The sequence below is a fragment of the Treponema sp. genome (assembly GCF_024696245.1).
Classification (GTDB): domain Bacteria; phylum Spirochaetota; class Spirochaetia; order Treponematales; family Treponemataceae; genus Treponema_D.
The window spans coordinates 1-14,588 of sequence record NZ_JAILGZ010000088.1; the positions used below are offsets into that span (position 1 = coordinate 1).

Below are 14,588 nucleotides of genomic sequence, written 5' to 3' on the forward strand. Positions count from 1 at the left end.
TGAGTCTTATTTGAACCATTTTCAGAAAGAATAATAATTTCAAGATAATCATCAAGGTATCTTCCTGTCAGCGGGTCATTTTTATAAAAGTGAAGGAGGGTAGTACCTTCAGCCCTTGCCCTTAATGTAAAGGAGGTTTTGCCTGAATTGCGCTTTCTTCCAAAGTAACGCATTAATTCAGTGTCATCTTTTTCTCCAAGATAAACCCAGCCTGATCCAGGATAAATAACTTCAAGATACTGGTTTTTCTGAAGAGAGACACTTCTTGAGGCTGTAATTTCCTGAGGCTCTTCTTCGTCTTTTGTATCAATAGCATCCTGATTTTCTGTGTCACTGTTTTCTTCTATTAAACTATCATTATTTGTATCTTCTGCTTCGTCAGGGTTATTAGATGCAGCCGGGGATATATCGTCCCTTAATACATCATCTTCTATGTTTACCGATTCTGGAATATCAATGTCATCATAACCATTTTCTTCATCAATATCCTGATCATAATCATATTCATTACCGGAGCTTTCAGAAAAATCTTCACCTTCAAAGGGATCTGTGTCTAAATAAGTCTTGTCGTAATCCTCATCATCACCTTTTTTCTGGTAATATTTTTCATAATAAGTTTTACCTTCCTGATAAGGTTCAGGGTTTAATATAATAACTTCTTCTTCCTTGTTGTTATCATTTTCTTCTTCTTTAAGAATAGTTTTGTCGCTCATAAAAAAGCCCTCTTCATCCTCAAGAGGTTCCATCTGAATGTCATCTTCTGAATTATCTTTATTATCATAGACTTCAGGTTCCTGGAGAGCTGCTGTATTTTCTATTTGTAAATCTGTATCCGGGCTTACATCAGAAGCATTTGTCTCTGGTGAATAAGAAACGTCTTCTACCTTGTCTTCCTGATTTTCAGGCTGGCTTGCACATGAAGTAAAATAGGACAGGCAGCTTAATGCTGTCAGGATACTGATGAAAGTGAGTTTTTTCATGGTGCTGCTCCTAAGATTTTATTTACTTTTTGTCTGTTGGCTTCTTTTAGGGAATCAATCCATTGTGAATCTGGAACTGTAAAATTTTCATTTACTTCTTCTTCTGTCCAGGAATCCCTTTCTTCCCTGGAATAATAATAGTCTTCTGTAATTTTTTCAGGAGGAGGGGTTAAAAAAGAATCTGTCTGAACAAATTCATGTTTTGTATTGACGTCAGATTTTTTTAATGCTTCAGGAAGGCTTGCAGTTTCATAAAGAATTATAATCAGGGCTGCAGTTACCAGGGTAATAAGGGTAAATATTATCGTAAGAGTCAGCTTTGAATTATTCTTTATGAAGCTGCCGAATTTGCGGCGTACTGTTTCAAGCACTTCCATTTTTAATCTTTTATTTATTCTCCTCTTCTATCTTTTGAGAAGCATTATCTTCTTCTGCAGGTATAGCAGCAGGGTTTTCTTCTGCTGCATTTTCTCCTGAATCAGAATTATCAGTGTCAGCCGGCTTGTTTTCCTCTTTATCTTCCGGAACTGAAGAAATATCTGTAACAGCTTCTGTAGTTGTAACAGCTTCTGTAGTTGTAACAGCTTCTGCATTTACGGCACTTTCTGCCTGTGTGTTTTCACTTTTTTCTTCAGTCTTTACTTTAAGGCTTCCGTCAGGATTATGTTCACGGCGAGGAGGACGTGGAGGAATAACAATACCTTCTTCCGGTTCAACATCTTCTTCCACAAAGTTGTCGGCTTCGTCAAATTTAGCCCTGCCGTTAATCATGTCTTCATCCAGTGGAATCTGTACGACTTTAGTAATACCGCTTTCTGCCATACTTACTCCAATCATACTTGAAGCTGCAACGACAGTCTTTCTGTTATGAGTAATAACTATATACTGACTGACATTTGCAAAAGTCCTTAAGGTATTTACAAAACTTGAAACGTTTCTGTCGTCAAGTGCCGCATCAATCTCGTCCAGAAGACAGAATGGACTAGGACGAACCTGGTAGGTTGCAAAGAGAAGGGCTACTGCAGTCATTGTCTTTTCACCACCGGAAAGAAGGCTGATGTTTTCAAGTTTCTTTCCAGGCGGCTGTGCGTAAATATCAATACCGGAAGTAAGGACATTTGTTGGATCACTAAGCCTCAATTCAGCCCTTCCTCCGTTAAAGAGGCGTCTGAACATATTGTGGAAGTTCCTGCGGATTTTATTGTAGGTATCCAGGAACATTTCACTTGATTTAGTACAGATTTCTTCACTTACCCTTATAAGGTCTTCCAGAGTTTTCTGTGTATCATCATAGTTTGCCTGCTGTCTTTCGTAGCGTTCTTTTTCTTCTGCAAACTGTTCAACAGCCATAAGGTTTACCTGACCCAGATCCTGAATTTTCTGTTTTGTCTGAGTAAGCTTTTCTCTAAGCTGAACTGATGAAGTTGTAATGGTGTACATCCTTTCTTCAAATTCCATAAGGTTTCTTGAATGTACATCCTGGAAGTTCTGCTTTACATTGCGGATTTCTGTATCACTTTGTGCAAGACGAACAGTAAGTTCTTCAAGTTTTGCCTGGTACTTTTTCTGCTCTTCCTGCTTCTTTTTGATAATATCGTCTTTACCATTTACCTTAGAGTTACAGTCTGCAATCTGTTTATCCAGCTCTGTAAGTTCTTTAGTAAGCTGTTCACCTTTGTGCTGAAGTTCTGCAATCTGACTTTCCAGGTCTTCAATCTGCTCGGTAAGTTCTTCCTGCTTTTTCTGTTCATGCATAAGGGAAGTTTCATTTTCCTGCATTGCAGCTTTTTCCTGAACAAGATATCTGTTTGTCTGGGATATCTGCTGCTTAATGGAAACGACAAGCTGATTTACAGTAGCCTGGTTTGTTCTGAGGTCACTTAATGTTTCCCTGTATTCAGAAATCTTCTTGTTAAGTTCACCATTTACTTTTGTAAGTTCTTCACTTTCTTTTCTGATGGTATCAATTTTAGAAAGATTGTCCTGAATAAGAAGGTCAATGGCTCTCTTCTTTGTGATGATACCTTCTGGACTTAAGAATTCGTCAATAAACTGAGGTGTGGTTTTTGTATAGTTGTCTATTGAGCCTGAAAGTTCCTCAAACATAGAAAGCAGGTCTGTAAATGCAGTAACTGCATCTGATGCCAGCTTAAGGGAATCTTTTTCCGTGTGGTGAGGGAGGGCAGCAAAGTCCTTAAAAATATTGCTTCTTCCCTTTGCAAAAATCTTAATCTTTTCAAGAAGAACTGTAAGTTCATCCTTTGCTTTTTTATTTGAAGCAGAAGAATAACCTGCATCCTTAAGTTTTGCATCAAGCTTTGTAACGATATCTTCTGTGATGGCTTCAAGATCTTTCTGAAGTGAAGCCCTTTCATTATCAAGATTGTGAATCTTTCCCGAATTAGTACCGATTACTTTTGTGTTTTCGTCAATCTGACTTGAAGAAAGATTAATATTAGAAACAAAGCTGTCAATGTTCTTGCTGATATCTGCCAGCTGTCTGTCCTTTGCATGAAGGTCAGAATTGCAGTAGTCGATTTCATCATTAAGATCATCGATTCTCATCTGATTATTTTTTATCTTGCTTTCAATCTGAGAAATTGTAATGCCCAGGTCCCGTTCATCACTTCTGTATTTACTTACAAGGTTGTTAAGACCGTTTTGATCCGTTGCAATTTTTATCTGTTCTTTCTGCTTGTCATTCTGCAAACGCTGAAGTTCTTCAAGTTTGTCATTGTTTTCGTTAATTGTGCGGAAAATTTCTTCTATTTCTTTTGCAGCTTCATTTCTTTTTCTTTCTGCTTCAAGTCTTTCTTCTTCATGACGGGACTTGTTTACTGTAAAGTCCTTGAGTTTTAAAAGCTGTATATCAAGTTCATAATTGAATTTTTCTTCCTGAAGCTTGCGGTATTTAGAAGTTTTTTCTGACTGAACTTTAAGTGTCTCATAACTTCTTTTTGTTTCTGCAAGGGCATGGTCAATCTGGGCAAGATTTGCCCTTGTTTTTTCAAGATCCCTTTCTGCTTCCTGAATCTGAGCCTTGCTTCTTGAAATACCTGCTGCTTCTTCAAAAAGATAGCGGCGGTCTTCAGGTTTACTTGAAAGAATCTGATCAATCTTACCCTGTTCCATTACAGAGTAAGCAGCTTTACCAACACCAGTATCAAGAAAGAGTTTTCTGATGGCTGTAGCGCTTACTTCATTACCATTAATAAAATAATGGTTTTCTACAGAATCATCTTTTTTAGTTCTGTAGATACGTCTTTTTATGGCAATTTCTTCATCTGCAAGGGGAAGGAGGCCGTTTTCATTTGCAATTGTAAGTGTAACTTCTGCCATATTAAGGGCAGGACGGGTTTCGGTTCCGTTAAAAATTACGCTGTTCATGGAATCTGCACGGAGATTCTTTGATTTATTTTCTGCAAGTACCCATTTAATGGCATCAACAACATTACTCTTTCCACAGCCGTTTGGACCAAGGAGGGCAGTAATGCCGTCAGGGAAGTTAATTTTTGTTCTGTCTGCAAAAGACTTGAACCCGAATATTTCCAGACTTTTTAAAAACACAGTTTTCCTCTTAAATCTAATTTTTTATCTTAAATTCCGTAAAGTTCAAGAATTATAATGGTTTTTAGCTTAAATGTCAGCAAAATCAGCCTATTTATTATTTATTCAAGATCTTCAGGTTTAATGAGTTTTCCCTGATAAAGAACCTTAGGAAATACCTTTAGATGGAGTTTTTTTTCTATTCCTGCATAACGTCTCATTTCCATTTCATCACCGATTACACAGTTAACACCAGTTTTGCCTGCTCTCGCTGTTCTGCCTGCCCGGTGAATAAAAAAATCCATGCTTTCAGGTAAATCCATTTGTATTACATGGCTGATGTCCGGTATGTCCAGTCCTCTTGAGGCCAGGTCTGTTGTGATAAGAATATTAAGTTTGCCGCTTCTAAAACGGTCAATAATTGTTTTTCTTTCTTTTTTATCTGTATGCCTGCTTAAACCTTCACATTCAATTTTTCTGTATTTAAGTTTAGATGTGATGTTTTCAATCTGATCTGTTTTTGCAGTAAAGACAATTACTTTTTGAGGTTTTACTGCGTTTATATAGCTTCTGAGAGTATCGATTTTATCCCTTCTTTCTGCAAAAAGGGCCTGGTGTTCAATTCTTTTCTGCAGGATATCTTCTTTTGGCAGTTCCTCCAGTATCATGGCTGAACCTTCAATACCTGCATCTTCCCTCATTTTTTCAAGGGTCTGTCTTGTAAATTCACTAACTGTAGCAGAGTTTCCTATAAGCTGAACTGACTTAGGAAGTCTTTCCATAAGGGCAATGGTGTCATCCCTGAGTTCAGGACTTAAAAGCCTGTCGGCTTCATCAAGAACCAGAGCTTCAACTGCATCAGCCTTAAGCTTTTTCAGGTGAATGAGTTCAAGAAGTCTGGCACTCCCTCCAATAACTGCAACTGGTTTTTCCTTAAGCATTTCTATCTGTCTTGAAACAGGAGCTCCTCCAATACAGAGGATGCACTTAAGTCCGCATATTTTCTGAAACTGAACTTTTATCTGGCTGGCAAGTTCATAGGTTGGGGAAGCAATAAGAAGCTTTACTTCTTTTTTAGGATTTTCTTCCTTTAATAATCTTTCTACAAGGGGAATCAGATAAGCAAAGGTTTTACCTGTTCCTGTTTCACTTTGAAAAAGAATATTTGATTTATCTCTGATAAGGGGAATTACCTTTTCCTGAACTGCAGTAGGTGTAGTTATCCCATTTTTTTGTAAGTAAGATGCTGTTTCTTCTGATAACTGGTCAAAAATAGTACTCATATTCCTAACTATAGCATATTTCTTCTTCTTTGTGGTATAATTAAGGCTATTATGAAGATTGGTATTGATACTTTTGGCTGTGATCATGGACGTTCAGGCCTTGGCTCTTATCTTATTTCCATGTGCAGGCAGCTTAGTCTAAACTATCAGGACATTCAGTTTGAATTGTTCGGAGCAGAAATAGACCGCTATACCTATGCATCATTTGAAACAGAAAAAAATCCAAATATTACATTTAAAAGCGTGAATATCCTGGAAGGAATAACACCAGAACTTTTATGGCATAAATTCAGCTTTAATTCTTTTGCTAAAAAACAAAAATATGATGCCGTAATTTTTCCAGCAGGTGCAAGAATTATACCTGACAGAATTAAAATACCTTCATTTGCAATAATAAGTGATGTTGTCAGCAGTGTTTTTGAAAAAACAAGAAACAGCTTTTTAAGAAAACAGATAATCAAGGGTTTGTCCAGGGTTGACTGCCTTATAGCTGCCAGCGATTACATACGTAATGATATTTTAAACCTGGGAATCAATCCAAAAAGAATAGAGGTAGTTTACAACGGAATAGATCATACCATTTTTTATCCTCAGGAAAATCTCGGTATAGAACAGGATGTTGTTGATATAAAACCTTTTGCCATTAAAAAACCATATATTATTTATGCCAGCAGAATGCAGCGTGAAGAAAAAAAACATGTGGAACTTATAAAGGCATTTACCCTTTTTAAAGAGAGAACAGGACTTCCTCATCGTCTGGTAATTTCCGGTAGTGAAGGTCCATACAGTGATTTTGTTCACAGGGCAGCTTTTTCTTCTTCTGCAGCAAGTGACATTTTTATTACCGGTTATTTTCCTCATGAAGGATTTCCTGAACTTTATAGGGGTGCAGAAATATGTGCCTTTCCTTCCTTAAATGAAGGAGTAGGGCTGCCTGTTCTTGAAGCCATGGCAACAGGAATTCCTGTAACCTGTTCGTCATCAGGAGCCCTTAAAGAAATTGCAGGTAATAATGCTCTTTTCTTTGATTCCAATGATGTTGAACAGATTTCTTATTGTCTTGAACGCCTTGCTCAGGATAAAGAACTGCGTTCTACACTTATTTCTGCAGGCTTAAAATGGACGGACAGATTTCAGTGGAAAGATACTGCTTCAAAAACTATGGATATAGTCCTTTCTACTTTAAAAAAATAAAGAAATTTTTGTAAACGATTTACTGATTATTTTGTCAGTGAAAATAAAAAAACACCTTCCGGTAAAGACTGATCTGATAATCTACAGAAATTATTCTTCAGTCTTTTAACCTTAGAAGGTGTTTTTTTATGCCTTTTTTATAATTCAGGCAGTTTTATCTTCGATAAGAAGTGTTTTAGGATCTGGAAGATATGTCTGGTTTACAATTTCTTTTGTAATTACAAGTTTTTTCTTTCCTTTAACACTTGGAACTTCAAACATTATGTCCAGAAGAATCTTTTCTACAATTGCCCTTAATCCACGGGCACCTGTCTTGTTTTTAATTGCAATTTCTGCAAGTTCTTCAATTGATTCATCGTTAAAGCTTAAGTCAACATCATCAATTGCAAGACTGGCCTGGAACTGCTTTGTAATAGCGTTCTTTGGTTCTGTAAGGATTTTCTTAAGGTCTGCCTTATCAAGTTCCTTAAGTGCACAGGTTATAGGAAGACGGCCGATAAGTTCAGGAATAATACCAAACTTAACAAGGTCATCTGAAGTTACCTGATTAAGAAGCTCCATTCTTTCTGATTCACTTCTTCTTGTACCTTCTGCACCAAAACCAATGGAAGCTGTAGAAAGACGTTTTTCAATAATTTTATCAAGACCAACAAAGGCTCCTCCACAAATAAAGAGAATATTTGTTGTATCAATGTGAATCATGTCCTGGTTAGGATGCTTTCTTCCTCCCTGAGGTGGAACTGAAGCAATTGTTCCTTCAAGAATCTTAAGGAGCGCCTGCTGAACACCTTCCCCTGATACGTCACGGGTAATTGATGTGTTTTCGCTTTTGCGGGCAATTTTATCGATTTCATCAATAAAGATAATTCCCCTTTCCGCAGCCTTTTCATCCTGTCCTGCAGCGTTATAAAGCTTAAGAAGAACATTTTCTACGTCTTCACCTACATAACCTGCTTCTGTAAGGGTAGTAGCATCAGCTATAGCAAATGGAACATTAAGCTTCTGGGCCAGGGTTTTTGCAAGAAGAGTCTTACCTGAACCTGTTGGTCCAAGAAGAAGTACGTTTGATTTTTCAATCTTTACATTTTCGCCGTTTTTTGCAATTTTATCCCCTGAAAGCTGTTTGTAATGATTGTAAACAGATACAGAGAGAACTTTTTTTGCATAATCCTGACCAATAATATACTGGTCAAGGTATTCCTTAAACTCTTTTGGAGTAGGAATTTCCGACATCTGAATAGGTTTTATTGAGTGTTCCTGATCATCCAGAACATCACGACATGCGTCTACGCAGTATTCACATATATATATGTCCGGTGATACAGGGGATTGTACAACCCTGCGGGTGCTGTCAGCAGGCTTACCGCAGTATGCACAAATTTTTATGTCTCCTTTACCAAAACGTGCCATTAGTTATTGTCTCCTTTTCCGGAAGATTTGCTTGAAACCATTATACTGTCAATGATTCCGTATTCTTTAGCTTCTTCTGCACTCATAAAGAAGTCTCTTTCCATATCATGAGCAAGTTCTTCTTCTGATTTTCCGGTTTTTTCAGAAAGATAATGAATGCTTAATTTTTTAAGGCGAATTATTTCTTTTGCGCGGATTGCAATATCACTTTCCTGACCTTCTGCTCCACCTCTTGGCTGGTGAATCATTACACGGCTAGAAGGAAGGGCATGGCGTTTACCAGGAGTTCCACCTGCAAGAAGAATAGCTGCCATACTTGCAGCCTGTCCCATACAGATTGTCTGAATATCGCATTTTACGTACTGCATTGTATCATAAATGGCAAGTCCTGCTGTAACTGAACCTCCAGGACTGTTAATGTACATGCTGATGTCCTTTTCAGGATTTTCACTTTCAAGGAAAAGAAGCTGGGCTACAATAAGGTCTGCAGTTTCGTCTCTGATTTCTCCGTCGACAAATATAATTCTGTCTTTTAAGAGTCTTGAGTATAAATCATATGCTCTTTCGCTGTTACCACTGCGCTCCATAACTGTAGGAACCAAAGTATTCATGTATTCGTTCATGTAAACTCTCCACAAAGCTGTTTTCAAATCGGAATAATCCTGATTTTTATATATAATAATATAAACAAAAAAAACGGAATGCGACAACACTCCGTTTTAACAAAATTCAATTTACTTTATCTTTCGTTTTTGAAAAGATCAGCAAAAGTCATTTTGTCGCCTTTTTCAACTTTAACTTCCTTGTAAAGTTCATCAAAAAGCTTGTTTTCTTTTGTATCATCAATAAGGTATTCCTTAGTTTTTGGATCCTTATAGTGTTCTTTTACTTCTTCAACTGTCATGCCGTTTTCAGAAGCGATTTTCTCATACTGAGCATCGATTTCTTCTGGTGTTACAGAAATATTTTTTTCGCGGAGAAGGGTATCAACGATAAGACGGCTCTTAAGCATCTTTTCACTGTTTCCTGTCCACTGGTCAAGCATTGCATCTTTTGACTGACCGCTGGCAAGAACCATTTTTTCAAGCTGTTCAGGGCTTGTTCTGAACTGCTGTGCCATCATGTTCCAGCGGCTTTCTTTTTCTGCTGCAACCATAGAAGCTGGAAGATCTACAGGGTTCTTTTCTACAAGCTGGTCAAGAAGACTCTGGTTCTTCATTTCTGCAACTTTTCTGTTTTTAGCTGTCTCAAGGTTAAGCATGATGTCCTTTTTAAGATCATCAAGAGTCTTAAACTTTTCGTTTACATCCTGTGCAAGATCATCATCAAGTTCAGGAAGGTTGCGGATCTTTACAGCCTTTACAGTTACACTGATTTTCTTTGTTTTACCTGCAAGGTCTTTATCAGCATCGTCAGCTGCATAAGTCTTTGTGATTTCTTTTGTTTCGTTCTTTTTCATACCAAGAACTTCATCATCAAACTTATAGATGTTTTCGCCGCTTCCAACTGTGAATACGAAATCCTGTCTTTCGCTTCCTTCTGCAACGCTTCCGTCATCGTTGAGTTCTTTGTAGTCAACAGTAACGATATTGTCTTTTTCTACTGGGTCACCGTCTTTCTTGTCGATAACCATTGCATTGCGTTCCTGGATTGCTTTAAGTTCGTTGTTAAGTTCTTCGTCACCAACTTTAACCTGTGGTTCCTTTACTGTAATACCCTTAAAGTTTGTAACTTCTACTTTTGGGAATACGTCATATACAACTGTGTATGTAAGGTCTTTTGATGTGTCAAATTCAGGGAGCTTGTCGTTTTCAAGACGTGGCTGGCTGTAAGGAAGGGGACGGATGTCTTTTGCATCATCTTCCTTAAAGATTTCATTAAGTGATTCATCAATGATATCACCAACGCTTTCCATTTTAAGTGAATCACCATATTTCTGCTCAAGGACGTTTGCAGGAACGTGACCTTTTCTGAAGCCTGGAAGCTGGAGGTTTTTTGAATACTTTGCAAGTGTTTTCTTGTAGCCTTCTGCTACATCTTCTTTAGAAACAGTTGCAGTGAGTTTTACTGCTGAATTTTCGATTCTTGTGAATTCTTTTGTTACTTTCACTTGAGTGTCCTCTGTTTTATAAAAATTGTAAAAAAAAAGCGATTTGAGAAAAATCAAATCGCTCTATATTTTCGAGCAGGAAACGGGGATCGAACCCGCGACATCGACCTTGGCAAGGTCGCGCTCTACCACTGAGCCATTCCTGCAAAATTATTTGCGTAACCCGCTGTTTTTTTCGAGCAGGAAACGGGGATCGAACCCGCGACATCGACCTTGGCAAGGTCGCGCTCTACCACTGAGCCATTCCTGCAAAAACAAAACACTAAAATCAAAAATTAGTGCGAGAGAAGGGACTTGAACCCTCACGCCTAGGGCACCAGATCCTAAGTCTGGCGTGTCTGCCAATTTCACCACCCTCGCAAGAAATAGTGCCAAATTAGCCTAAACGGGGTAAAAATCCTTATGAGCGATGGGAGGATCGAACTCCCGACCCACAGATTAAGAGTCTGTTGCTCTACCAGCTGAGCTAATCGCCCGTATATATATTACTTGGCCTGCTAAAGTATGCGTCCGACACGACTTGAACGTGCAACCTCCGGATTCGAAGTCCATTGCTCTATCCGATTGAGCTACGGACGCGGGTTACTCCATTCTATACTTTACAGAGTCTGGGTGCCTGGTGGGGTTCGAACCCACGACAACCAGATCCACAATCTGGGATTCCACCGCTGAACTACAGGCACCGTGTAATCAACGTAAAAGACTATATCCTAAATCATAAAACTTTGTCAAGTAAGCTGTGAAAAAAAATAAAAAAATTTTTAAAAAAAATATATTCAATATTATTCAGATAATTCTAAAGTTGAATTTTCAGATTCCGATATTCAGAAAAGGAGTGTAAAGAAAATTATGGATAATAGAGGCGTAAATATACAGGAACTTACATCTGTTCTTATTAATCTCGATAAGGTTCTTGACCAGATTCTTGTAAAACAGGATCAGATCCATGAATGTGTAAAAAACAGAAGCTGGACTGAACTTGAATCATGTCTTGAAACAGTAAGAATTTTAAGTGACGCTTTTGTAGAATTAGACGCAAAAAGGGAAATGCTTGTTTCTTCTGATTCTTCTGTATATTCCCATAACTCTGTAGCTCCGGTTTTTGCCAGAATCCGTTCCAAACTGATGAAAAGTAAAATAGAAAATGAGGCCCTTAACAAGTATGTTCAGTCTGCCCAGAAGTTTGTTTATGGAGTAATAGAACGTTGTGTTCCTCAGCAGAGAACAACTGTATATACAAGAAATGGAAATCTCAGAAAGGCTGCTGCACCTTCACTGGTTGTTAACGCAGTATTTTGATTGAAGGAGGAAAATTATGGGTAATTCATTTGCAGGAATAGAAATCGGAAAAAGATCCATTCAGGCTCATACAACTCAGATTCAGACAGCAGGTCATAATATTTCAAATGCTGATACAGAAGGTTATTCACGTCAGAGGGTAATTGTAAAATCTTTTGAGCCTATATATCGTCCGGATCTTGAAAGGGAAATGAGACCTGGACAGCTTGGTCAGGGTACTGATGTAGAAAGTGTAAGCCGTATTCGTGATGAACTTCTGGAATCAAGAATTGTTGCTCAGACAAATGAAGAAACTTACTGGGAAACAAGAAGCAATTATTATTCCATGATAGAAAATGTCTATAATGAACCTGATGAAATCTCAGTTCGTTATAATATGGATAAATTCTGGGAGGGCTGGCAGGAGCTTTCTTCTTATCCTGAAAGTGATGCAGCACGTCAGGCTGTAGTTACAAGGGGTGAAAGCCTGTCAAATTCAATAAAACAGCAGTTTAATTCCCTTAAGGCTATCAGAAATCAGGTTGATGGTGATATTGAATCTACTGTTAAGCAGGTTAATGATTATACAAGACAGATTGCTGCCTTAAACAGTGAAATTGTAAAATCAAAGGCTGTAGGAGATAATCCTAATGACCTTATGGACCGCAGGGATCTTCTGGTAGAAAAACTTTCAGGCTTAATAAATGTAACTGTAACTCAAAAAGATCCTGATGAATTTATGGTTCATACGGATGGTCAGATTATTGTTCAGGGAGCTGTTTCCCGTCAGATTGGTTTTGCACCTCAGGAAAATGATTCAGGTTATTCCAAACTTGTATGGACAGATACAAAAGCTGATGCTGTCTTTAAAGGCGGTTCTCTTGGAGCCCTTGTGGAACTCAGGGATAAGGATTTAAGAAATCAGCTTCAGACTCTTGATACAATGACCCTTAATTTTGCAGATCTTGTTAACGATGTTCACCGTAATTCAATGGGTAAAAATAATGTTACCGGTCTTGATTTTTTTGTTCAGCATGATTTTGTAGAAAATGTTAACGGTAACTATGATTCTGATGGAGACGGTACTGAAGATTCCAGCCGTATTTTCAGAATAACAGGAACTAATGCCCTTAAGGCTCAGGAACAGACAGGCCTTGCCGGTACAATGACTTTTAATGCCGGTAAGGAGAATGTAAGCGTTCCTTATTATCCTACAGATACAGTGGAAGATGTAATAAACCGCATTAATGATTCTTCTTCTGAAGTAAAGGCTTACCTTGACAGGAATAATTCTCTGGTACTTAAGGCTACAGCTTCTGAATCTTCACTTAATCCGGATTTTGTTATCCGCCATGTTGAAGATTCAGGTCTCTTCCTTGCAGGTTATGCAGGAATACTTTCTGCTTCTGGTGAAGAAGGTTCATATGACTGGGGAAGGGCAAATGCTGTAGATTCCCTTGCTGGTGCCCAGTTTGCCGTAAGTCCTTTAAGAAATCCTTCTGCTTATGTAGAAGTAAATCCTTCTATTGTTTCTGATGTTTCAAGTGTAGCTTCTGCCTACTCAAATTCCCAGGGACTGGCTGATGCTGCAGACGGAAGGGCTGCTGTAGAAATTTCTGCAATCAGAAATACAAAAGTTATGATCGGAAAAGAACGTACTTTTGATGATTACTTTGCAGATACAGTAACGGAAGTTGGCTTAAAAGGTGAACAGGCAGAAAATCAGCTTGCCAGTCAGAATAAAATCATGGAAGACCTGAGGGGACTTCGTGATTCAATAAGTGGTGTAAATATTGATGAAGAACTTGCTGACATTATTAAATTTCAGCATGGATATAATGCAGCAGCAAAGTTTATTTCAGTACAGGATGCCCTGCTTGATACCCTTATAAACAGGCTTGGGGTCTGATGCCGGAAATACAGGAGTAAAGTATGAATAGAATCAGTTCACAGATGAATAATAATGATACACAGTATTACCTGAGAAAGCAGGAAATCCGCCAGAATCGTATGAATGCTCAGATTGGCAGTCAGAGCAGAATCGGGGATCTGAGGGATGATCCAATTGCTGCCGGTCATCTTGTAAGGTATCAGTCTTATCTTACAAGGGTAAATCAGTTTGAAAAAAATGCTCAGACCGCTGCTGATAATTTTCAAGTAAGGGATGGTTATATAAATCAGAATCTTCAGATTATGCAGAGGGTCAGGGAACTTGCTGTAACTGGTGCAAACGGTACTTACAGTAATGAAGACCTTAAAAATATGGCTGTAGAAGTTAACGAGCTTCTTAATGAAATGATTCAGAATGCAAATGCTGTAGGACCTGATGGTAATTCGCTTTTTGCAGGAACCAGGACAAACTCAACAGCCTTTGACGTAATTATGGGAAATGTTCCTGGAGCTGACGGTGCCCTTATTGAAAAGATTCACTACAACGGAAACATTGGCGTAAACGAAATTGAAGTTGATGAAAATAATTATATGACTCTGGATAATGCTGGAAACAAAACTTTCTGGGCAGAAAAACAGTCCCTTATTGCACAAAGGGATATGACAGGCTGGCAGAGCATGTCCGATTCAGTAATTTCTGTTGACGGTGTAGATATAAAAATTAATGCCGGTGATAATGTTTATGCCCTTGCTGCAAAAATCAATGATTCGGGAGCTGCTATCAAAGCTTCTGTAGATCCTATATCAAATGGTCTTTCTCTTGTAACTACTGATTCCCACCAGATCTGGCTTGAAGATAAAGACGGAAATACCCTTGGTGATCTTGGAATTATTAAG

The 14,588-nt window shown here is 38.2% G+C and carries 11 protein-coding genes and 6 tRNA genes; 4 read left to right on the plus strand and 13 right to left on the minus strand.

Going from position 1 to position 14,588, the window contains the following annotated elements; genetic code table 11:
- The 4 genes from K6D58_RS06425 to K6D58_RS06440 form a co-directional block, all read right to left on the minus strand.
- Positions 1 to 980, minus strand: a 980-nt coding sequence (locus tag K6D58_RS06425; RefSeq protein WP_296828777.1) for a hypothetical protein, incomplete at its 3' end; no start/stop codon positions are given.
- A complete protein-coding gene (locus K6D58_RS06430) occupies positions 977 to 1,357 on the minus strand; it encodes a hypothetical protein (protein WP_296828779.1) in 381 nt (126 codons plus the stop codon). The genes K6D58_RS06430 and K6D58_RS06425, both read right to left, overlap by 4 nt.
- A gap of 10 nt (positions 1,358 to 1,367) precedes the next feature.
- Complete coding sequence (locus tag K6D58_RS06435) at positions 1,368 to 4,547, minus strand: chromosome segregation SMC family protein (protein WP_296828780.1); 3,180 nt, start codon at positions 4,545 to 4,547, stop codon at positions 1,368 to 1,370.
- Between the two features lie 101 nt (positions 4,548 to 4,648).
- A complete protein-coding gene (locus tag K6D58_RS06440) occupies positions 4,649 to 5,809 on the minus strand; it encodes a DEAD/DEAH box helicase (RefSeq protein WP_296828782.1) in 1,161 nt (386 codons plus the stop codon).
- Positions 5,810 to 5,860: 51 nt separating this feature from the next.
- Between K6D58_RS06440 and K6D58_RS06445 the strand changes: the two genes are divergently transcribed.
- Positions 5,861 to 7,003 carry a glycosyltransferase family 4 protein gene (locus tag K6D58_RS06445; RefSeq protein WP_296828784.1) on the plus strand — a complete coding sequence of 381 codons (1,143 nt, stop codon included), beginning with the start codon at positions 5,861 to 5,863 and terminating at the stop codon, positions 7,001 to 7,003.
- Between the two features lie 144 nt (positions 7,004 to 7,147).
- On the opposite strand, the gene clpX is transcribed toward K6D58_RS06445, so the two are convergent.
- The 9 genes from clpX to K6D58_RS06490 form a co-directional block, all read right to left on the minus strand.
- Positions 7,148 to 8,413, minus strand: a complete 1,266-nt coding sequence (gene clpX, locus K6D58_RS06450) for an ATP-dependent protease ATP-binding subunit ClpX (RefSeq protein WP_296828786.1) — start codon at positions 8,411 to 8,413, stop codon at positions 7,148 to 7,150.
- On the minus strand, positions 8,413 to 9,036 hold the full coding sequence (gene clpP / locus K6D58_RS06455) for an ATP-dependent Clp endopeptidase proteolytic subunit ClpP (RefSeq protein ID WP_296828788.1): 624 nt from the start codon (positions 9,034 to 9,036) through the stop codon (positions 8,413 to 8,415). The genes clpX and clpP overlap by 1 nt, the downstream gene beginning before the upstream one ends.
- Before the next feature lie 116 nt (positions 9,037 to 9,152).
- Positions 9,153 to 10,523: a trigger factor gene (gene tig, locus K6D58_RS06460; protein WP_296828790.1), complete on the minus strand. Its 1,371-nt coding sequence runs from the start codon at positions 10,521 to 10,523 to the stop codon at positions 9,153 to 9,155.
- Between the two features lie 74 nt (positions 10,524 to 10,597).
- A tRNA-Gly gene (locus K6D58_RS06465) sits at positions 10,598 to 10,669 on the minus strand.
- Positions 10,670 to 10,701: 32 nt separating this feature from the next.
- Positions 10,702 to 10,773, minus strand: a tRNA-Gly gene (locus K6D58_RS06470).
- A gap of 29 nt (positions 10,774 to 10,802) precedes the next feature.
- Positions 10,803 to 10,883, minus strand: a tRNA-Leu gene (locus tag K6D58_RS06475).
- Between the two features lie 43 nt (positions 10,884 to 10,926).
- Positions 10,927 to 10,999 (minus strand) — tRNA-Lys (locus K6D58_RS06480).
- A 29-nt stretch (positions 11,000 to 11,028) separates the two neighbouring features.
- Positions 11,029 to 11,102, minus strand: a tRNA-Arg gene (locus K6D58_RS06485).
- 32 nt (positions 11,103 to 11,134) lie between these two features.
- Positions 11,135 to 11,206: transfer RNA gene (locus K6D58_RS06490), tRNA-His, on the minus strand.
- Positions 11,207 to 11,372: 166 nt separating this feature from the next.
- Between K6D58_RS06490 and K6D58_RS06495 the strand changes: the two genes are divergently transcribed.
- From K6D58_RS06495 to flgL, 3 genes are all read left to right on the plus strand, one after another.
- Positions 11,373 to 11,822: a hypothetical protein gene (locus tag K6D58_RS06495; protein WP_296828792.1), complete on the plus strand. Its 450-nt coding sequence runs from the start codon at positions 11,373 to 11,375 to the stop codon at positions 11,820 to 11,822.
- Between the two features lie 16 nt (positions 11,823 to 11,838).
- Complete coding sequence (gene flgK, locus K6D58_RS06500; protein WP_296828794.1) at positions 11,839 to 13,710, plus strand: flagellar hook-associated protein FlgK; 1,872 nt, start codon at positions 11,839 to 11,841, stop codon at positions 13,708 to 13,710.
- Positions 13,711 to 13,733: 23 nt separating this feature from the next.
- Positions 13,734 to 14,588: flagellar hook-associated protein FlgL (gene flgL, locus K6D58_RS06505; protein ID WP_296828796.1), on the plus strand; the 855-nt coding region annotated here is incomplete at its 3' end.